The sequence below is a fragment of the Desulfogranum japonicum DSM 18378 genome, from assembly GCF_000429945.1.
Taxonomy (GTDB): domain Bacteria; phylum Desulfobacterota; class Desulfobulbia; order Desulfobulbales; family Desulfobulbaceae; genus Desulfogranum; species Desulfogranum japonicum.
Genome location: NZ_AUCV01000013.1, coordinates 88,937 through 109,309 on the forward strand (window position 1 = coordinate 88,937; position 20,373 = coordinate 109,309).

The 20,373-nt window shown below is 45.8% G+C and carries 15 protein-coding genes; 7 read left to right on the forward strand and 8 right to left on the reverse strand.

Features of this window, described 5'->3' with window-relative positions:
• Window positions 1-53 precede the first annotated feature (53 nt).
• From G493_RS0107960 to trxA, 4 genes are all read right to left on the reverse strand, one after another.
• On the reverse strand, window positions 54-362 hold the full coding sequence (locus G493_RS0107960) for a hypothetical protein (protein ID WP_028579950.1): 309 nt from the start codon (window positions 360-362) through the stop codon (window positions 54-56).
• Between the two features lie 41 nt (window positions 363-403).
• Window positions 404-1,048 carry a FlgO family outer membrane protein gene (locus G493_RS0107965; RefSeq protein WP_028579951.1) on the reverse strand — a complete coding sequence of 215 codons (645 nt, stop codon included), beginning with the start codon at window positions 1,046-1,048 and terminating at the stop codon, window positions 404-406.
• A gap of 61 nt (window positions 1,049-1,109) precedes the next feature.
• Window positions 1,110-1,787 carry a hypothetical protein gene (locus G493_RS0107970; RefSeq protein ID WP_028579952.1) on the reverse strand — a complete coding sequence of 226 codons (678 nt, stop codon included), beginning with the start codon at window positions 1,785-1,787 and terminating at the stop codon, window positions 1,110-1,112.
• Window positions 1,788-1,887: 100 nt separating this feature from the next.
• Entirely contained in the window at window positions 1,888-2,331 is a 444-nt protein-coding gene (trxA, locus tag G493_RS0107975; RefSeq protein WP_028579953.1) for a thioredoxin, read from the reverse strand.
• 410 nt (window positions 2,332-2,741) lie between these two features.
• Here trxA and G493_RS28380 point away from each other — a divergent pair, with 410 nt between their 5' ends.
• The 4 genes from G493_RS28380 to G493_RS0107995 all read left to right on the forward strand — a co-directional run bounded on the left by G493_RS28380 (window position 2,742) and on the right by G493_RS0107995 (window position 6,230).
• Window positions 2,742-3,206: a metal-dependent transcriptional regulator gene (locus G493_RS28380; protein WP_035273988.1), complete on the forward strand. Its 465-nt coding sequence runs from the start codon at window positions 2,742-2,744 to the stop codon at window positions 3,204-3,206.
• 359 nt (window positions 3,207-3,565) lie between these two features.
• Window positions 3,566-4,480, forward strand: a complete 915-nt coding sequence (locus tag G493_RS0107985) for a PilZ domain-containing protein (RefSeq protein ID WP_028579954.1) — start codon at window positions 3,566-3,568, stop codon at window positions 4,478-4,480.
• A gap of 74 nt (window positions 4,481-4,554) precedes the next feature.
• Window positions 4,555-5,445, forward strand: coding sequence for an HAD-IIB family hydrolase (locus tag G493_RS0107990; RefSeq protein WP_051309126.1), 891 nt, complete (start codon window positions 4,555-4,557; stop codon window positions 5,443-5,445).
• A 125-nt stretch (window positions 5,446-5,570) separates the two neighbouring features.
• The gene (locus G493_RS0107995; RefSeq protein WP_028579956.1) at window positions 5,571-6,230 is read left to right on the forward strand and encodes a nitrite/sulfite reductase domain-containing protein; all 660 of its coding nucleotides are present in this window, start codon (window positions 5,571-5,573) and stop codon (window positions 6,228-6,230) included.
• A 178-nt stretch (window positions 6,231-6,408) separates the two neighbouring features.
• Here the strand turns inward: G493_RS0107995 and G493_RS0108005 are convergent, their stop codons facing one another.
• From G493_RS0108005 to G493_RS0108020, 4 genes are all read right to left on the reverse strand, one after another.
• Window positions 6,409-7,326, reverse strand: coding sequence for a GGDEF domain-containing response regulator (locus tag G493_RS0108005; RefSeq protein WP_028579958.1), 918 nt, complete (start codon window positions 7,324-7,326; stop codon window positions 6,409-6,411).
• On the reverse strand, window positions 7,323-13,352 hold the full coding sequence (locus G493_RS31945; RefSeq protein WP_028579959.1) for a PAS domain S-box protein: 6,030 nt from the start codon (window positions 13,350-13,352) through the stop codon (window positions 7,323-7,325). Before G493_RS31945 ends, G493_RS0108005 begins: the two co-directional genes overlap by 4 nt.
• Before the next feature lie 225 nt (window positions 13,353-13,577).
• Entirely contained in the window at window positions 13,578-14,531 is a 954-nt protein-coding gene (locus G493_RS0108015) for a phosphate/phosphite/phosphonate ABC transporter substrate-binding protein (protein ID WP_028579960.1), read from the reverse strand.
• 15 nt (window positions 14,532-14,546) lie between these two features.
• Window positions 14,547-15,167 carry a response regulator gene (locus G493_RS0108020; RefSeq protein WP_028579961.1) on the reverse strand — a complete coding sequence of 207 codons (621 nt, stop codon included), beginning with the start codon at window positions 15,165-15,167 and terminating at the stop codon, window positions 14,547-14,549.
• A gap of 348 nt (window positions 15,168-15,515) precedes the next feature.
• Between G493_RS0108020 and G493_RS0108030 the strand changes: the two genes are divergently transcribed.
• The 3 genes from G493_RS0108030 to G493_RS31950 all read left to right on the forward strand — a co-directional run bounded on the left by G493_RS0108030 (window position 15,516) and on the right by G493_RS31950 (window position 20,315).
• A complete protein-coding gene (locus G493_RS0108030; protein WP_084813479.1) occupies window positions 15,516-18,407 on the forward strand; it encodes an AMP-binding protein in 2,892 nt (963 codons plus the stop codon).
• 377 nt (window positions 18,408-18,784) lie between these two features.
• Entirely contained in the window at window positions 18,785-19,741 is a 957-nt protein-coding gene (locus G493_RS0108035; protein WP_028579963.1) for a ketopantoate reductase family protein, read from the forward strand.
• Window positions 19,742-19,859: 118 nt separating this feature from the next.
• The gene (locus tag G493_RS31950) at window positions 19,860-20,315 is read left to right on the forward strand and encodes a universal stress protein (RefSeq protein WP_028579964.1); all 456 of its coding nucleotides are present in this window, start codon (window positions 19,860-19,862) and stop codon (window positions 20,313-20,315) included.
• The last annotated feature ends 58 nt before the right edge of the window (window positions 20,316-20,373 follow it).

Below are 20,373 nucleotides of genomic sequence, written 5' to 3' on the forward strand. Positions count from 1 at the left end.
TGCCAAAGCTTCTTCTTACAGGCCGCACATCGCAGCGTTAACATGATCGCGGGTCAAATTTTCTGATGGGTTCGTTCCAACTCAACAGGATCATAACATTTATACAGTCGCACTTTACGACTGCGGGGAAATTCACGTTTGATCATTTCCTTTAACAACCTTGGCAAGGTGTCTCTGTTAGATACCACGTCCTGTTGCAGATAACCATCTTCTTTGAGTAAAAATGTCGATGAATCTTTTACAAGAAGAGCTATGGTCCTGTTTCGCTTATAGGACAGAAGTTCAATCCCACCGGGCGGGTCTATGGACGGAAGCATCTGCATAATCTGCTTATGCAGGGTCGCGATGTTAATCAGGGCCATGGGGCTGCCAGAGATCTTCTCTGGATACTTGCGAAGTATTCTCAATAAAAAATTCTATCAATAAAGGATTCCCTGGGAGGAGTAATCCCGTCTTCTATCTTTTCTTCCTCAAACTGATACCCAAGCATACGTAACGTATTATCGTCAAGATAGAGTTTATCTTCATACGCAGCACGGATAGTTCGATCATTGGGATCAACAAGACGGACGGAAAGATACAGCACTCGATTAGTCAACGTATAGGTTGCGAGAACCAAAGCCTGAGCTTTCTGTTTTTGCGCTAGTTTTTCCAACTCTCTGGTCAGCATAAACTCACCCTGTTGATCCAGGATGACCAATTCACCACGCAATTTCAATTCTTTGGCAGTATACGTCCTTGTTACAAACCCTGCTATTATACTGTTTTGCAGGCTGCGTCCAAAATCCGTGGCCTGCTTGAGAGTCTTTTCATCAACAGGCGTGGTTACAAGAACTGGCTGTTCATGCTCACGGGGAAATAATGGCGGTAAACATTGTGCAATAAGCTTTCGGGCAATGGTATCGCCTAAAGCCACCAGATTGACATGCCCGCCAAGCACGGGTTCCAGTCTCGTACCATTTAATCTGCTGCACCCGGAGATACAGGCAAAAAAGATTACCAGAAGAACCGGTACAAAGCATGTGGGAAAAAAGGTGACCTTGCGCATGTCATCTCAATGGTAGCTGCTCAGAGGTAAAAAAGAGAGAGTTACCTCTGTTGCAAGTAACTCAGTGTTTGCTTATCAGATTAATTTCTTTGGCTGAAGTTCCTCGTTGATAATGCCAGAAATCTTTATCATTTATATAATAAATATCCGAGCGGTGCATTATATATTCATTATCATCCTGAATCGAGGTAGTGATAATGACCTCGTAGTGACCATTGATGGTTGAGGTTGCCCGTGCCGCATCCACAGCACCGGCGGTAAGCACGGCAATAATATCATCAGGAGCATGTCGAAATACCACGATTCCTGCGGTAAGAGCAGTGAGAACACCTGGTTGGGGCCATTGATATCTGGCCGAAGCATGATACAGCACCTGAACTTTATACTCCACTAACAGTGTATTTTCTTCAAGTGCAGCCCGGGTTGGCACACCACTTTGGACAAGATGAGAAACCAGCAGATCATTAAACCCTTCATCAAAAGCAAAGGTCCCACCCCCACTGCAGGCATCAGGCAGGCCGCAGGTGTGCTTCACATAGACCGGATCAAGCAAATATCCGCGTTCAATCAGATCGTTGTTAATCTGATGTGCCACATCACCAGCCAAAACGCTCCAATGGTGGGCAGCCTGCATCTTTGCCTGGCTGGTATAAGGGTAGCCGGTTGATTGGGGAATACGTACACATCCTGTCAACGATGACAAAACGAAAAAAATAAAAAGAAAAATTAGCCAGCGCATTGCGCCTCCGACATGGAATGGGTTGAATGTACTCATTATTCTTGTCGGAAGCATTATCCCAAAAATATAGCTCTATTTTCCCCTTTATTCTAAAAATGAATTACAACAGTCCATTGAGTTTACTTTCAATTTCTGCTTGCGGAACGGCTCCAACCACCTGGTCCCGAACTTCTCCCCCTTTAAAGAAAAGCAACGTGGGAACCCCTCGGATCTGGAATCTGGACGCAGTCATCTGGCTCACAGAAGTATCCAGTTTAGCTATGACAATTTTTCCTGCGTATTTCCCGGCAATATTTTCAATAACCGGTGCAATCATTTTACAGGGACCACAGGTCGGTGAGAAAAAATCTACCAGCACAGGAAGATTTGATTCCATGACAACAGCTTGAAAATTTTGATCATTAATATGCCGAACAACTCCTGTCAATGCTGCAGATTGAAGTGACGCCCTGCATTTCCCACATTTTGCCTCTGTATATTCTTTTCCGGCAGGAATCCTGTTTTTTGCACCACAATTGGCACATACGGCAAGAGCTTCAGGCATGTTGCCCTCCTTGTGTACTGATTTTATCCATAAACATACGAACGAACATTGTCTTTCAGTAAAAAATTACAATAAGAAACGGCTTGCATAGAGGCAACCCCACTACTGCAAAATAACCAGGCAAGGCAGGAGATGTATCACTTTTTTCGTAATACTGAAACCAAAACAATGTAACTCTATGTTGCACATAAATGTTTGTCTTTACATATTTTTTTTATCCAGCAAGCATGTAATTCAAGGTGACGGTGATCTTAGCAGGACAGGACTGAACACACAGATGTTCGGATATATAATCCACAAAAATATACCTGAAGCCATGCTGACAAAAAAGTTGACTTTAATTGGATATCACGTATTTTTTACATATACCTTTCCTCAATTATTAATGATATCTTATTATTAGAATGCATATGAATAAACTGACAGCGAGCCAGGAAGATTACCTCGAAGCCATTTACCAGATATCAGAAGAAAAAATGGCTTCCCGCGCCAAGGATATTGCTCAACGTCTTCAGGTCAGGGCCTCTTCAGTCACGTCTGCCTTGCGAACTCTAGGTTCCATGGGGCTGATTAATTATGCTCCCTATGACCTGATAACGTTAACAGAAGAAGGTAAGACCGTTGCCCGGGAAATTGTACGCCGCCATGAAGCCCTGGAACGCTTCCTCACCAATGTACTTGGGATTGCTCCTAAGGAAGCCAGTGAAGCAGCCTGCCGTATGGAACACTCTGTTCCTAAAAACATTGTTAATCGATTAGTCGAGTATTCAGAATATGTAGAGCATTGCCCCAAAGGAGGTGTTACCTGGGATTCAGGATTTGGCTACTACTGCAAAGGTGGTTGTAATGAATCAAGCTGCCAAAGGAAAAAATAGTTTCTTCCGCCTATTACGAAAGACAGCTCAATCTGGCCCCTCATATGACGACGACAGTGTCTTGTGAATGCATTTTGGTCTTCTCTCAATATTTGCAACTCATTACATTACAGCGGCTGTATCTACCTGATTTCACTCACCTCCAAACTGTAACTTACTCAAAGTGTACCAGATCTTTCCGCAAACAGCCTGGCTTACATATGGCCAATAGGCTACGCCAACATATGTATTTCTTTCCTCAAACTCTTTTACAAAAGAATCTTTATCAATCCTTTACCTCGAAACACAGCAATCTTCTGTTATACTTTTTGTATTAAGCTATAATACAAATAGACGCAGCAACAGAAGGGTTAGGTGCAATGAAAGACTTTATTTTAGACAAATTGCATACCTTTTTCCCGTCAATGGCTATTTCAACGGGAGAGGATATGGTTGAAAAGGGGGTGGAAGATGGTAGCCACTTCACGTTACTGACCGATACGAAACGCATCCTTTCCTATGTCCACACTCTCTACCTGGAAGAACGTCTCATTGAAGTGCAAATTGACAGCACCACCAGGCTCTTTTTTGCCACGCTTTGGGATTACCCTCCAACCGTACCCGGCAAAACAGGAGAAGAAGAATCCCCCATTATCCCGCCGGACTATGAAAGTGGAGCGTATCTAACCGAAATGCAGTACCTCGCTCTGTCTCCGCTGGACCCTGTCATCGGTAACATAAGAATTCGTTCGTCTGCTCAACTACTGCTGCGATTCTATACTGGAACTACAGCAGTGGAACTGGGCACTACTTTTATCAAGGCTGACTCGTACCTGGATACACAGTTGCTGATACTGAAGTTTCCGGAAATAGGACGAATAATCCCCAATAACCGTCCTTTTCGTGCAAAGATCCCTTCTCACATCCATATGGATGTGATTATAAACGCTCCAGATAACGGCATACATGGTATAGCCTGCAGAATGATAGATATCAGCACCATGGGCATGCTGATCGAACACGATGGGCTCGATGAAAACATCCAGGAGGGAGATAAAGCATCAATCCTCATTCATACCGATAACATGGAAGAAATACGCGTCACTTGCACCATACGCCATTTTGCGCGTATTCGTACCAAATCGGGATACAGTAATGTGTGTGGCATGCAATTTGACCTTGAAAGCAGAGCTCTGGCCAGTCAGATCGAAATCTTATTTTCCAGAATTCAGAGAGCCTTCCTGCGCTCCCTGTCGTCTAAGACTGCAGGAAACAATATTCCACTCATGTTATAATAGCCATCGGTATACTTGGGAAGAGGTTACGTCTGCCCGTTCACCTGTTTAAAACCTGTCACACAATTTTTTAGATGAGCAAAACAATACCATCGGGAATTTTTATCACTGATCTGGACGGTACGCTATTAACCGACACAAAAACCATCCGTCATCAGGAATTTGCAAATCTTTACAGACTTCAACGGAAAAATATATGTATAGCACTGGCAACCGGCCGTTCCTGGTATTCTTTGCAGCGATTGCTTGCCACTGACAAGCGCCTTCAGGAAAATTTCAGACAAACAATTGATTATGTCATTTTCTCAACAGGTGCAGGAATCATAGATTTTGCCACCGGGGAAATATTGATATCCCACGCCCTTTCCAGTGACGAGACGTTGGCAATTTCACAACACCTCGAACATCTTCAGGTGGATTATATGGTACATGCACCAATCCCCCACACTCATCAAATGTACTATCGGGCACGCAAAGGGGGTGGAGCTGATTTTCGTCGAAGAATCAAGATGTATAATGATTTTGCCGTACAGCTGCCTGCGCTTACCAGGGAAATATGCCGTGACCTTGGAGGGGCGACCCAATTACTTTGTATTGCTGATAAAAATCGAGGTCCTCAGCTTGCAAGAGACCTTATGGAAAAACTACATCAATTCAGCGTCATCAAAGCTACTTCGCCGTTAGATCATGAGTCCATATGGATTGAAATTTTTCATAAAAAAAGCTCAAAATCTGCAGCAGTTCAATGGTTGGCAGAGAAATTGGGAGTTGCACAGGAATGTGTGTGCGGTGTTGGCAATGATTACAATGATGAAGATTTGCTTCAATGGACAGGCTCTGGATATATTGTCACCAACGGCCCTGATATATTGAAAACCATGTACACCGTGGTTGCCTCCAATAATGATGGCGGAGTATCTGAAGCAGCTGAATTATGGATGCGAAAAATGCACTTTTCCTTTTAGGGTTGAAAAAATGCTGATTTCCGTCTAATTCCCAAGAACTACATTGTCGTATGAACAGTCACACTGAAAAATATTCCATCCCCACTTACATTGCATTGTAACACACTATTAAAGGAGCAAAAAACATGTCTCAAGCAGATGGCCCCAAAGGCGCTATTCTCCAGCGCGACAAAAAAACCTATGCCATTGTACCTCGTATTCCAGCCGGCGTTATCAAAAGGGAAGATCTCAAGGCAATTTCAGATGTTGTTGATAAATATGACATCCCAATTGTAAAAATCACCTCCGGCCATCGCCTCGCCCTTGTTGGCATGACAGAAGAACAGATTCTACCCATCTATGAAGATTTGGGAATGGATGAAGGCAAAGCCGTTGAACTTTGCCTCCATTATGTACAGGCATGTCCTGGAACCGATGTATGTAAATTTGGTGTTCAGAATTCTCTCGGCTTTGGAATTGAGATTGAAGGAATATTTACCGGGATTGAGCTGCCTGCCAAATTCAAGGTAGGGGTTTCCGGCTGCCCTTTTCTGTGCGCAGAAAGTCTGGTTCGCGATCTTGGCCTTATCGGCAAAAAAAAGGGCTGGACCCTGGTATTTGGAGGAAACTCAGGGCGCCAGGTGCGCAAGGCAGATATACTGGCAGAAGATCTCAACGAGGAAGAAACCATTGCACTTGCCAGAAAATGTATTGAATACTACGCAGCCAATGCCAAGAAAAAAGAACGAACAGGAGCCTTTGTGGAACGCATCGGCATTGATGAATTGAAAAAAGCCGTCCTCTAATCAGGATGTTTTACGAGCATATTTTGCAGGCAATGCGAGGCATAGGACATGCAGCAGCAGTGAGTGGCTGCAGCTGTCCGGCAATAAAGCAGACACTGTAAAATCTGTTTGCCCCGAAGGGGGATTTTTTTCTGGCAGGGACCAGTTCCCTGCCAGTTTTTACCCTTCTTCAGGTTGTTCAAATCTCTATGGTATTTTTCCCCCTGGATTTTGCGAGATACAGGGCTTTATCCGCCCTATCCACAATCGTATGACTATCTTCTTCTCCCTGTGGGCAGGCTGATGCAACACCTACACTAACGGTAACCCTGTTGCCCACAGAAGACGCAGCATGTTCAATAGCCAACATATGCAATCTGTGCTGGATCTGTTCCGCTACATAGAGGCCTCCGGCATCGTCAGTGTCAGGAAGAATACAGGCCAGCTCTTCACCTCCGTAGCGGGCATAAAAATCACCGGCGCGCGTCAGAGTTTCAGGAAAAATGGCCACAAGCCTCTTCAGACAGTCATCACCGGCCAAATGTCCATAATGGTCGTTATACTTTTTAAAATCGTCAATATCGATCATGAGTAAAGTTACGGGTGCATGCAACCTTCTGGCTCTTTTCCATTCCTTGTCCAGGGTTTCATCAAAGGCCCGCCGATTAGGTATACCTGTAAGGCCATCAGTCAATGAAAGGCGCGCCAGGGTATCTTTCTGTTGTTTTAATTCAATATGATTTTTCACCCGCAGCCGAACAATGCCAGCATTGAATGGCTTGGTTATATAATCCACTGCACCCAGCTCCAATCCCCTGGTTTCATTTTCAACTTCATCCATGGTTGAAATAAAGATAACGGGAATATCCTGGGAGAGCGAGTTGGCTTTTATCTGTCGGCACACCTCATAGCCATCCATCCCCGGCATCATGACATCCAGGAGAATAAGGTCTGGCAAATCGCTGTTGCTCAAAAGCTCAAGAGCAGACATGCCATCTCTTGCCACCCGCAGTTCATATTCTTCACCAAGGGTTTGAACAAGAACATGAATATTGGTAGGACTGTCATCTACAATCAGAATTTCACCTTTACGAGGGCCAGGGGGTGTTTTGCTCATATATGCGCTGCAGGTTGAAGTTTCTGTTTAATGGTGGCTATGGTCTCAACTGCTTCAGGATATTCAAATCCATCAATCTGCCGTTGTAATCGTTTCACCAGTACATCTATTTTTCTTCCTGACAACATGGCGCGTACTTCTTGCAAAAGCGTCTCAGGAACGATGCGCTGCTGTTGAAGAATAGTACGAAGATCGGCTAATCGCTGTTGTACCTCTTCCACATTATGTTTTTGTTCTCCGATTCCATTCTGCGCTTCGTGCATATTCTCATCGAGTCGCTCAAGGCAAGCCATGGTTTCATCATATACTTTTTCAAATTGTTTCCAGCCTGTGCTGGAGTCCGATTTCAAATTCTGCTCAAACTCAGCGGCGGAATTATGCAAGGAAATGGCGCCTATATTACCAGCTGCACCTTTAATTGTATGAATATGTTTGGCTGCCTGCCTATATTGTGATTGCTCTATATTATCGTGGATGACTGGTTTTATTTGCCTGAATTCAGATGTAAAAACATGCAGGGCTTTGCGAAGGGCTGTCCAGCTGCCGCCCATACGTTGTACAGCGCTTTGCAAATCAAATCCAGGTAATTCGAATGGTGAACCTGTCCCGTAATCGGGTTGCAGAGACACAACATCATTCTCCACATGTTGGCCGCCTGAAGGAGTGATCCATTTTGTCAGGGTTGTGATGAGCGCTTCAGGATCAATGGGCTTTGCAATATGATCGTTCATACCTGCCGCCAAACAGGCCTCCTTATCCTGAATCAAAGCCGCAGCAGTCATTGCAATAACAGGCAGGTTCTGCTGGTGCTTGAGTGCACGGATATGTCTGGTAGTTTCATATCCATCCATTACGGGCATCTGCAGATCCAAAAGAATAGCGTCATAGTTTTCAGCATCTATGCATTCCAATGCTTCCTGCCCATTGTCGGCCGTGGTAACATGAAGCCCCAGACTCTGCAGCAACTCGCCGGCGACCTGCTGATTAACCTTGTTATCTTCCACCAGCAATACCCGAGCACCGGCAAACATATAGCTGCGACCTGGATCTTTGGTGGTGCTTTCCTGAGAGAGTCCCCTCACGGTACAACTGTTTCGTTGCTGCAAATCAATTATTACATCAAATAGCTGTGATGATGTGTGGGGCTTATCAATCAGCACATCAGCATGAACACCTTCCTGCATGGACCTGGCCAACTCCCTTCCCATACTGTTAACAGGCACAATTGCCGGGAGATATCCAATCCCTGCCTGCTCGTAGGCATTCCGGGCAAGACGAACGATTTCAAATCCATTCATGCCTTGAAAATTCCAGTCAACAATGAGCAACTCATATGGGTGCTGTTCCAGGATGGCCTTATCAATCTCAGCCTGACATTCTGCTGCCGAGACGGCTTCGGTAACTTCAAAATCCCAGGAATCCAATATCTGCCTGAGCACTTGCCGGGATGAATCCTGGGAATCAACAAGCAGAATTCGCATCCCTCGTAACCTGGCGGGATCCCTGTAAAAAGGTATATCGTGTCTAGCTCTCAAAGGAACTGAAAAATGGAATGTACTTCCCTTTCCCCCCTCGCTTTGAATACCGATTTGCCCACCCATTAATTCAACTATTTTCTTGCTGATGGATAAACCAAGGCCTGTACCACCAAATTGGCGGGTGGTTGAACCGTCAGCTTGCTGGAAAGCCTGAAAAAGCTTTTCCTGATTTTCTGATGAAATACCAATCCCTGTATCCTGCACGGAAAACTTCAGCCAGATTTCATCACCTGAACTGGCAACCCGGGCAATGGCAACCCGTATTTCCCCGTGTGTTGTAAATTTTATGGCATTCCCCACCAAATTGCTCAGTACCTGCAGTAACCGCAACTGATCTCCTTCCAGGTACTGAGGGACATCCGATGCAACATCAAACAGAAAAACAAGTCCTTTTTCCTCTGCTAATATAGAAAACAAATCACTTATACTTTTCAATAGGTCATCTATGTAAAAAGCATCCGGCTCAAGGTGCAGATAACCAGCTTCTATTTTTGAATAATCAAGAATATCGTTGAGAACATGGAGCAGGGCCTTTGAAGACGAATCAATCTTTGCTATGTAATCCTGCTGTTTTGGAGAAAGTTCAGTATTCTGCATCAGATGTGTCAAGCCGATTACCCCGTTCAAGGGAGTACGTATTTCATGGCTCATATTTGCCAAAAATTCGCTTTTGTGACGGCTGGCAGCCTCGGCTTCTTCTTTGGCACGAATGAGTTGGTGCTGGGCTTCCTTATACTGAGTGATATCTGCAATGGAAATAACAACCTGATTTTCGTCCCCTGCCGAACTGGAGAAAAGACGGACATTCAGTTGCCCCCAAAATTCAGTACCATCTGTACGTAAATACAGCCGTTCCAAATCCACAGTTACCAGTTCGAGATTACATATGGCAAACAGTGTCTGGTTACTGGCATGCCTCTGGGATGGATGAACCAGTATTGGGTAATCCAGGCCGATCATGGAGTCGAGAGGCCGGGCAAACATTTCAGCTGCCCGTTTGTTTGCAAGGGTTATAACACTCTGACGGTTGACGAGCAGGATGGCAACACTGGCTGTGTCCAAAACATGCTGCAACAGTGCTCCGTGCCTTGCACTTTTTCTGTTTGCCTCCTCCAGGGCATTCTGTGCCAGTCTTCGATCTGTAACATCATGTATGATGGAAAAAAGTTTAACAGCTCCCTTCACAGATATGGGGGTGACATAGACCTCCACATCCCGAATTTCTCCTGAAGCCAGCTTGTGTTTAAAAAGAAAATAGTTGGTCTGTTCAGCCTTGGCCCGTTCCCTTTCTTTATCCACCAGCTCCTTGGGTAATATGTTGATATCATTAATCGACAAACCAGTGAGAATATCTTCAGGGTACTGGTAGAAATTAATGGCGGCCTGGTTTGCGGCAAGGATAGCGCCTGTATCGGGATCAATCAGCAACATCACGGAATGATTACGTTCAAAAAGTTGCCGGAATTGAGATTCACTTTCTGCAAGTTTTTGTTCATTTATCCTCGCTGTTGTCACATCCCTGCTTGTTCCGACTACACGAATCAAGCGCCCGTGCTCATCATATTCTGGATATACCGCAGTCTTAATATATCGGATCTGCTTATCTGGTAAAACGATCCTGAAAACAAAATCTTTAGACTCTTTTGAATGAAACTGCTCAACAAGCTGTTGCTCTGCCATTGCAGTATCTTCAGGATGAATTCTCTCAAGCCAGAATTCATAGGAAAGGATCTTCTGGCGCTCCTTTTCTGGAACTCTGTATAAATCAAACATACGTTCGTCCCATACCAAAGTATTCCGGGTAACATCCCAGACCCATATACCCATGGCAGCTGCCCGGGTAGCCATTTCCAATCTGTCCAGGGTGGAACGTAACTGTAAGGCAATTTCTTTTTGATCTGTTATATCTCTCCAGGCAACCAAAAGCACCCGTTCACCCTCCATGACAATGGGTGCTATGGAAACATCTGCCCAAAATATCTCGCCATTAAAACGTTTATGCATCCATTCGTATCTGTTGGTTCCCGCTTCCATGGCCTGTGCCATCTTTTCACTGGCAGCATTGGCAGAAGGGGAATCGTTTGCCTGATACTTCGGACAAAATCTGTTCGGCGATTCTCCTATTATCTGATTTCTGTCTCCCCTGAGTATCGTTTCAGCTGCTCTGTTGCAGTCAACAATAATCCTGTCATGCAACTCTACTATCAGCATCGCATCCGGAGAGTGCATAAACAAAGTATGAAAACGTTCCTCACTTTCTTTGAGTCGGGTTATATCGCGTACGATTTTTGAAGCGCCAATGATATCGCCATCGGTATCATAGAGAGGAGAGATAGTCAGAGAAACAGTGACTGTTTTCCCATCTTTACGCACACGTTGTGCCTGATAATGGGTCAGGGACTGCCCTTCTGCAATCAAAGCAAGAATACGCAATTCTTCAGCCAGATCGGCATCGGGCAATAGAATGGCAACACTCTCCCCCATGGCCTCGTCTTCCGTGTAGCCGAAGAGTACTTCTGCACCTTTGTTCCAGCTGGTTATGATGCCTTCAAGAGATTCGCTAAAAATTGCATCATCAGAAGACTCGACAATGGTAGCCAACTGTTGCAGACGTGTTTCAGCAGATTTTCGTTCGGAAATATCGCGAGCCGAAGCATAGAGATATTTTTTGCCCTCCAGTTCTATGCTTTTGGCATTAATTTCCACGTCAATAAGAATGCCATCTTTTCGCCGGTATCTGGTTTCAAAAGCCTCGGCTTCATCATGAAAACGATTCATCCACACACGTAATTCATCGGATGGAATGACTGCCTCCCAATCAAGAACGCTCAGCCCATGCAATTCGTCTGGAGCATAACCCAGCATACGTGCAAATGAATGGCTGAATTGAACGACCTTTCCAGACTCATCAAGCACATGAATGCCATCGGTGGCTGTATCAAGCAGTGTCTGCAAACGGGTAGAAATATTTTTTATCTGAGTAACGTCGAAGAAGGTAACCAGATACAGCGTTTCGTCGGGAGAATCCAGCCTGGTCCGGTTCATCTGAACGACCCGCAACGATCCGTCTTTACAGTATATTTGTCTTTCCAGCACAGTACTTTTGTTATTCTGGCCATGTTCCGGTTGGGTAAAAGATTCACTTGTGACTTTTTCACGGTAGACAGGGTCAGGAAATGCCTTCTCCATCCACGCCGTCATGGTGGGAATTTCATCAGCTGTATACCCAAACATCTGTATGAAAGCAGGATTCAGATAGTCCACCTGTTCCTGTAAGTTATACAGTAAGATCGGAATTGGAGAGGCATCAATCAGGGCCCTCATCCGCTGTTCGCTGTGGCTCAATGCCAACATGTTTTTTTTCAGTTCAGTGATATCCTGGACAGTGCCTATAGCCAATAAAGGCGCTCCCTGGGCATCAAATTCTATTTCTGCACGTGCATGCACCCACTTTACCTGGCCATTGACAATAATCCGGTGCTCCAGGTCATAAGGAGAACCTGCCAGGGCTTCAAACCATGATGTTTTCACCTGCTGCAAATCGTCAGGATGAGTGCAGGAAAAAACCAGATCCAGAGAGGGGGAAACATCTTTGGCCAGTCCAAAAATAGCGTGTATTTCTTTTGACCAGGTGCTGACGTTGTCAACTAAATCCAATGCCCAGCTTCCGATCTTGGCTACATGCTGTGCAGTCTCCAATTCTTTTTCCCTCTGTTCCACAAGGGTGAGACTTTCCTCCAGCATTTTTGTACGACTATCCACCTCATTTTCCAGGCTGGCATTCATCTTTCTCAACTCCAGCTCTCTTTCAGCCAGGGCATCAAGCATGGCATTGAATTCCCTGGCCAGGCCTGTTACCTCATCATTGCCAGAAACATTGATCCGTGTTTCAGGATCCTCATTCTTTACCTGATCAATGGTTTTCTGAATCGCATACAATCGTTTTGTCAGGTTTCCTGCAATTAGCCAGGCAATAAGAATACCGCTTATAATGGCCACCAGCGTGTACAGGATGCCTTCATGCACAATACGTTGTATTTCTTGCATGCTGCGTTGCCTGCCAATTCCCACACGCGCCCAGCCAACCTGGGAATTGTTCAACATAACAGGCAGAGTCACGTCAACCAGACTACTGCTCATGTGAACAGGATCAGCTTCTGGAGTAACTGGCATATTAAGAACCTTAAGCCCTATCTTACTGCTATCGGTGTGCGCCAGAATCTTACCAGACAAATCAGTCAACATGGCAAAGTCAAGATCAGGATAATGCTCCTGTATGGTCACTATTTCCTGTAATCCCGAATAATCTTTGGCTGCCAGCCATCCTGCAGAAGAGGTGACAAGGGTATGGGCAAGAGATATGGTGTGTTCGGCCTGGTGCTCATAAAACATACGTTTCTGTCGCCAGGTGAGATCCAGAATAAATAACGACATCAACATGGCGTGAATCAGTGCAACCCCAAAAATAAGTTTATTACGAAAGCTCATGACATTATCTTTTAACCATTACGGTTGGACCAAATTGCCAGGCCACAATAACTATGTAAACGAAAGGAATTACACCAACAGCATCATCATCATTGTGTAAAGGGCACCTGAAAAGGAAAGCTGTCTTCGATATATATGGTTTGTACATTTTACTAAAGCTGTAAGACGCAGGTGTGCATTTGCAGCGATTTCATGTAAGGTTGGTGGAAAACAACTATCAAATGCTTATCTGACACTATCGAGCGCTCCATACTCTTTCTCCCGTATCCCTCTGACGTTTTGTTCAAATTCCTCCATAAACCTTCTGATCACGTCATAATGAGAATTATCAGCTCGATGGAATTTTGCTGTTTCCATGGTGGATAGGATATACCTGCCCGAAGAGGTTTCATGTAACAGATAAAGTGCCTTCTGCAGGCGGTGCTTCAGCTCAGGAGCAATATCCTTCCTGGCCATCACCGAATTATTCAACAGTGATTCAGTCTGCCACTGAACCTGCAAATACCTGGCTTTCTCAGGATGTTTTTTCTGAAAAAGTCTCCAGGGAGACGGCCAGGTTGCTCCGGCAGCACTTTCACCAAGAAAAACATGCATAATAGACGATTCCTGTGAGCCTACATACGTGTTGTGTATGTCTTGATGAATATCAATGCCATGCTGATACAGAAAATATTGCGGCATCACACAGCCGGCAAGAGCTGTGGGTGCAGGGTAGCTGACAGTTTTCCCTTTCAAATCGGTAACATGCTTGAGGCCGCTGTCCTTACGGGTGATAAAAATACCTCTAAAATCCTCGGGATTGCCTGCCATGGCTATAACGTCATAACCCGCTTCCATTGCCTCAAGGGTCTGCCAGGGGTTGGGAAGTAAAAATTCAATTTTTGCCTGACGAATTTTTTTTTCAAATGCGGCATAATCGCGGGAAGCTTCCAGAGTGAAACTGGCGTCGGGAACCGTGTTGTTCAAATAATCCATCAAAGGCTGGTAAACCTGCGACAGTTTGACCGGATTATACAATGGATGAACAGCGAAACGGTACGATGGAGATTGCGATGCAGCAGCTGGTTCCGGACCTTCTGAAGAATACCTGGGACCGACTGATTCTTCAGGTTGCTTGCAGCCCGCATAAAATATGACCGATATAACGAGTACCCCTGCCAGAAGAAGAGACCGCGGCATTACTCCTCCCTACGGTTATTTTTTTCTTTTTTTCAGTTCCGGGTAGAGTTTGTCTGCACATTGCGGGCAGAGCGTATGGGTAAAACGCGCCTCAGAGTGCCGGCTGATATACGCTTCCAGATTATTCCAATAGCCCTGGTCATCACGAATCTGTTTACAGTGTGAACAAATGGGGAGAAATCCCTGCAGCACCTTAATCTCTCGCAGTGCTTTTTCGAGTTGCTTCTTCTGGCGGACAAGCTCATCCTGCTGTCGCTTCAACTGCAGGAGATTACGCACACGTGCCTGGACAATCACCAGATCAAAAGGTTTGCTTATATAGTCGAGAGCTCCGAGGGATAGCCCATATTCCTCGTCTTCTGTGGAATTTTTAGCAGTTATGAAAATAATCGGAATATCGTTAGTATAAGGCGAAGACTTGAGTCTTCTGGTTACCTCATACCCGTCCATTTCAGGCATCATAACATCAAGCAGGATCATATCAGGCTTTACCTGTTCATGGACAAATTGCAAGGCGGAAGAGCCATTACTTGCAATACGAATATCGTAGTGGGTCCCCAATGCTTCACTCAGTACATGCAGATTGGAAGGACTGTCATCAACTAAAAGTAATAATGGCTTCTTACTGTCGTCCATAAAGAGGAAAGAACTTTGTCATCCCTTGATTGCAGGGCCGCGAAAAAAAAATCAACCTGGGTCTTTGATCTACTGATAATTGTAAGGAAAAAGGCAACAAAATGTCAAAGTCTATAATGAATCACAGAGATAACCTGCTCACAAACCAAGAGCAATCGCGCACATTCTTTTTCCTGGTGTGTTTTCAGTAGATATGAGAAACTAAAAGAAAAAACAGGCTGTTTTTCCGTAGGAAAGCTCCTTCTCAAGCGTACCATCTCTGCTGCCGGCCTGCTCGGGATTTCCTGTTGCATTCTCGACCTTGCAGTGTCGTTTCAACCCCAATTAGAGAGGCGAAGGACAACAGCAATGCATACACCCTCTTCCGAAAGTTCTACCATTCAAGCATCCGGATGTCCTTTATCTGATACATGTAAACCGAATTGCGGCTCCAGCCTCAGTAACGAAGATATCTGCGAGGTCGCTTCCAAACTGGCCATGGAACTGGATCCGGCAGCCAGGGAACGTCAGTTTACCTTGGATAGTTCCCTTGAGCGCGACCTGGGCTTTGACAGCCTGACAAAAGTTGAATTCCTCACACGTCTCGAAAAAATATCAGGGATAGCCCTCGGAGAACAAACGCTTGGCAGCGCCGAGACCTTGCGGGATATTGCAAGGGCAATAACCCAACATGTTCCCAGCCAGGAGCAAAACAATCTGGACCAGCAACAAATCCATACATCTCCCAGACAGACTGGAATTGCCCACTCAGCTCGAACCCTGGTGGAACTGCTGAACCTGCAGGCAGATGCACTACCGGAACAGGTGCATCTCATCTATTACCTACAAAAAGACTCTCCCGTTACACTCAGCTACGGAGAACTCAGAAAACAGGCTCGTACCATAGCTCAGGGGCTACAGGATCATGAGGTGCAGCCAGGTGCCCGCGTCGCCCTGATGCTCCCAACGGGACTGGATTATTTTTTCTGCTTTTTCGGTATCCTCATGGCAGGTGCAGTTCCTGTGCCTTTATATCCACCTGCACGCCCTTCTCAAATTGAAGATCACCTGCGCAGGCATAACCACATTTTAAACAACTGCCAGGCTGAACTGTTGATTACCTTTGCAGACGTCATTCCCCTGGCTCGATTTCTCAAGGCCCAGGTATCATCACTTCGGGAAATCTTGACAGCTGCTCAGTTACAATCTGCAGAATCTTCCTCACCTACATCCCTTCCGCACATCCAGCCTGAGCACACCGCTTTTCTCCAATATACCTCGGGCAGTACGGGGATACCCAAAGGGGTTATCCTTACCCATTCCAACCTGCTGACCAACATCCGGACAATGGGCCGTGTCATCCAGGCAGGTCCCCACGACGTCTTTGTCAGCTGGTTGCCCTTGTATCACGACATGGGCCTGATAGGAGCATGGTTAGGCAGTTTGTACCACGGCTGTGAACTGGTGATCATGTCGCCCTTATCCTTCCTTGCCCATCCTGAACGCTGGCTGTGGGCTATACACCATCATAAAGGGACTCTCTCTGCCTCACCAAATTTTGGTTACGAATTCTGCCTGAACAAAATCGATGATCAGCGCCTAGAAGGGCTGGACCTCAGTTCATGGAGGATGGCATTTAACGGAGCAGAGCCGGTCAGTCCGCAAACAATCCGACGATTTGGCAAACGTTTCAGTAAATATGGATTTAAATCCACGGCCATGTCACCGGTGTATGGCCTTGCTGAATCGAGTGTCGGTCTTGCTTTTCCGCCTCCGGATCGCGGCCCATTATTTGACACCGTTCAACGGCACGCTTTCTTACAGCGGGGAAAAGCACTGCCCGCACCACCAGAGGAAAACAAACCACTGGTATTTGTTTCCAGCGGACGTGTATTGCCTGGCCATCAGTTGCGCATTGTTGATGCCAATGACCATGAGCTTCCAGACCGACGAATCGGCCATCTACAGTTTACCGGCCCTTCTGCCACCAGTGGATATTACCGCAATCCTGATAAAACCAAAGAACTTTTCCATGGAACCTGGCTGGATTCAGGAGATCTCGCCTATATGGCAGATCAGGAACTCTATCTGACCAGCCGGGTTAAGGATATCATAATCCGTGCTGGGCGTAACATTTCTCCCTATGAGCTTGAAGAGGCTATTGGTGCTATTAAAGGTATTCGGAAGGGATGTGTGGCGGTTTTTGGTGTTATTCATCAAGCCACAGCGACGGAACGACTCATTGTACTTGCAGAGAGTCGTGAAAAGGATCCGGTGGCGCTGAAAACACTTAGGCAAAAAATAATACATCGTAGTGTGGATATTTTAGGCATGCCCCCTGATGAAGTTATCCTGGCCCGGCCCGGATCAGTATTGAAAACATCAAGTGGTAAAATTCGTCGAACTGCCAGCAAAGAGCTTTATGAAAAAGGACAAATAGGCCGTCCACCGCGGGCACTCTGGATGCAACTGATGAGCATGACGCTGCGTAGTATTCTTCAGCAAGGCAAACAGGCTTTGCGGCTAATGGCGACTTCCCTGTATGCCGCATATTGCTGGCTACTCTTTGGAGTACTCTCGCTCATGGCTGCATGTCTGGTGTTTATTCTGCCCGGTAAAAAATTCTGCTGGTACATAGCACGTATGACGTCGCGCTTACTCGCCAGACTCACAGGGACAACCATCAGCGTAAAAGGTAGAGAGCATATCAACCTTCAAAAACCCAGAATCCTGGTAGTCAATCACCAGAGTTATCTTGACAGCCTAATCCTCATGGCAGTTCTCCCAGGCCACTTCAGCTATGTAGCCAAAGCGGAATTAGCTAAAAATACTTTGCTTCGATTTTTCCTACGTCGGCTCAATGTCATTTTTGTTGAACGTTTTGAAAGCATGAAAGCCCTTGCTGATGCTAAACGAATTAATGAACACGCTGCCAGGGGAAACACGATATGTATTTTCGCAGAAGGCACATGCAAACGCATGCCAGGCCTTCTGCCATTTCATATGGGAGCATTTTTGATTGCAGCAGAAAATACAATGGAAGTGCTCCCCCTGACCCTTCGCGGAACAAGATCCAAACTGCGTTGCGGCTCCTGGTTTCCAAGAGCAGGAAATGTGCATCTCCATATCGGAGCCCCTCTTTCTCCGAAAGGAAAAGACTGGCAAGCGGCGTTAGATTTACGTAACCGGACCAGGGCATATATCCTGCATCACTGTGGTGAGCAAGACATGGATCAACAACCCCTTGAGGTCGAACCATGAACAATTCCCTCAAGACAAATCCTATGACGTTGATCCAGGGGCAACGGTTGGAAGCATCACATGGTACTCTACATCAGAGACACCCCTCAGAGTTAGGCAGATATATCACACGACTGTGGGTGATAACAATTCGCATTGAAATATCAGGAGCGAGGAAAGCAAGAGCTATCCAAAAATTGCGCAGGATTATGCGTTGAAAGGTCAACGGGATGAGATAATGTATTTTTCCGTTCCCCTTACCCCAATATTTTACCCTATCTTGATCTACTCAAGCCACAAAGATAATTTGCTCCAAGGGCATTGTTTGGCTACCATACATAGTGTGGTCTTCTTTCTGGCAACTATCGTTAACAAAAACCGTTTCACAGGAAAATGATATGCATATAGTGATAGTCGGCGGTGGAGCCATTGGCAGGTTTTTTGGGGCCTATTTCTGCAAAGGAGGCAATCAAGTAACCTTAATTGATACCAATTCAGAAGTTGTAGATGAACTGAATAAAAACGGAATCGGCCTGGTCAGATACATCGGTGGGCCACAGGATACTGAGGAGCACTTTTCTGTCTGTGCAGATACTGATGGTAAAAAAATCCAGCAATGTGACCTGATTCTGCTTACAGTGAAATCATTTGCAACCAGATCGGCTGCTGAAAATGTCGCACATCTGGTACGACCGGAAAGTCCCATTATTTTCATGCAAACCGGACTGGGAAACCAGGCTATTTTACGAGAGATGTTTCCAGCGCAAGCCATCCTTGCAGGTTTGACATTCGTTTCAGCAACAGGCCTTGGAAATGCAAAAATACGACAGGGGCGTAGTGGAACGACCTATCTTGGTGAACTCGGTGCAGTCGGAGAACTCGCAGGCCAAGTGACTCCCAGGCTGGAAAAAATCTGCAAGGTATTCACCGAGAGCGGGATCGAAGCCCGATGTTCAGGCCGGATAATCGGCAGATTATGGGGTAAGGTCATCACCTATGCGGCGCTGAACAGTCTCACTTCCATCTTGCGTGTTCCCAATGGAAAACTCCTGGAAGACACAGAATCTCTACAGCTTGCAAGGGAACTGATTGCCGAGGGAGAGGCTGTGGCCCAGGCCCGGGGGGTGGAACCGTTTGTAGATGACCTGTTCGAACAATTTCAACAAATATGCAAAGAAAGTTCAAACAATCTCTCCTCCATGTTACAGGATATCATCAACAATAAAAAAACTGAAATTGATGCGCAAAGTGGGACACTGGTAAAGTACGCTGAAAAATTTGGGATGCAGGCACCGAGGCATGCAATGATGACTTCAATCCTGCATCTCCTTGAAAAATGGTCTGTAGAACCGTAATGATGAGTTAGTACCTTCCGGGGAAATACAGAAAAGACAACTCAACATCAATGCTCTCTGAACAACATTGCAAATGGCACTCGTTGCCTTATAAAATTTGGTGACTGGAGGTAATGAGATGGATGATTGTCGTAAGATACTCATAGCGGTGAATGATTCTGATGACGCTCTCCGCGCAGTAAAATATGTTGGCAATTTCATGAAGAATATCAATTCATCAGGATACCACCTCATCCATGTTTTTCCTGATCCCCCTCCCGATTATTACAGTCAGGGCGGGACGTTGGATGCGTATAAGGCAATCATGGAAAACCAGGGTGAGGCTGCGCTGGATCTGGCAATAAAAACCCTGCGTAAATACCATGTACCAATGGATAAAATCACAAGCGATATCCAATTGGCAGATGGCAGAACCATTAGCGATGCCATCCTCGAGGCCCGAGAAAAATGCGGTTGTGGCACTCTGGTAATCGGTAAACGGGGCATCAGCAAGAACGAAGAGTTTCTATTCGGCTCTATCTCCAATACACTTTCCCGAAAGAGCCGCGGTTTTACGACCTGGGTTGTGGGGTAGCCGGTGCCCCTTAGCCCCCCCTGCAATATCACACAGATTACATTGCACATTATGGCAA

Bases quoted from the DNA above. Each gene is read 5' to 3' on its own strand.
- G493_RS0107960 (WP_028579950.1), bottom strand. From the start codon at position 362: ATGGCCCTGATTAACATCGCGACCCTGCATAAGCAGATTATGCAGATG.
- G493_RS0107965 (WP_028579951.1), bottom strand. From the start codon at position 1,048: ATGCGCAAGGTCACCTTTTTTCCCACATGCTTTGTACCGGTTCTTCTG.
- G493_RS0107970 (WP_028579952.1), bottom strand. From the start codon at position 1,787: ATGCGCTGGCTAATTTTTCTTTTTATTTTTTTCGTTTTGTCATCGTTG.
- trxA (WP_028579953.1), bottom strand. From the start codon at position 2,331: ATGCCTGAAGCTCTTGCCGTATGTGCCAATTGTGGTGCAAAAAACAGG.
- G493_RS28380 (WP_035273988.1), top strand. From the start codon at position 2,742: ATGAATAAACTGACAGCGAGCCAGGAAGATTACCTCGAAGCCATTTAC.
- G493_RS0107985 (WP_028579954.1), top strand. From the start codon at position 3,566: ATGAAAGACTTTATTTTAGACAAATTGCATACCTTTTTCCCGTCAATG.
- G493_RS0107990 (WP_051309126.1), top strand. From the start codon at position 4,555: ATGAGCAAAACAATACCATCGGGAATTTTTATCACTGATCTGGACGGT.
- G493_RS0107995 (WP_028579956.1), top strand. From the start codon at position 5,571: ATGTCTCAAGCAGATGGCCCCAAAGGCGCTATTCTCCAGCGCGACAAA.
- G493_RS0108005 (WP_028579958.1), bottom strand. From the start codon at position 7,326: ATGAGCAAAACACCCCCTGGCCCTCGTAAAGGTGAAATTCTGATTGTA.
- G493_RS31945 (WP_028579959.1), bottom strand. From the start codon at position 13,352: ATGAGCTTTCGTAATAAACTTATTTTTGGGGTTGCACTGATTCACGCC.
- G493_RS0108015 (WP_028579960.1), bottom strand. From the start codon at position 14,531: ATGCCGCGGTCTCTTCTTCTGGCAGGGGTACTCGTTATATCGGTCATA.
- G493_RS0108020 (WP_028579961.1), bottom strand. From the start codon at position 15,167: ATGGACGACAGTAAGAAGCCATTATTACTTTTAGTTGATGACAGTCCT.
- G493_RS0108030 (WP_084813479.1), top strand. From the start codon at position 15,516: ATGCATACACCCTCTTCCGAAAGTTCTACCATTCAAGCATCCGGATGT.
- G493_RS0108035 (WP_028579963.1), top strand. From the start codon at position 18,785: ATGCATATAGTGATAGTCGGCGGTGGAGCCATTGGCAGGTTTTTTGGG.
- G493_RS31950 (WP_028579964.1), top strand. From the start codon at position 19,860: ATGGATGATTGTCGTAAGATACTCATAGCGGTGAATGATTCTGATGAC.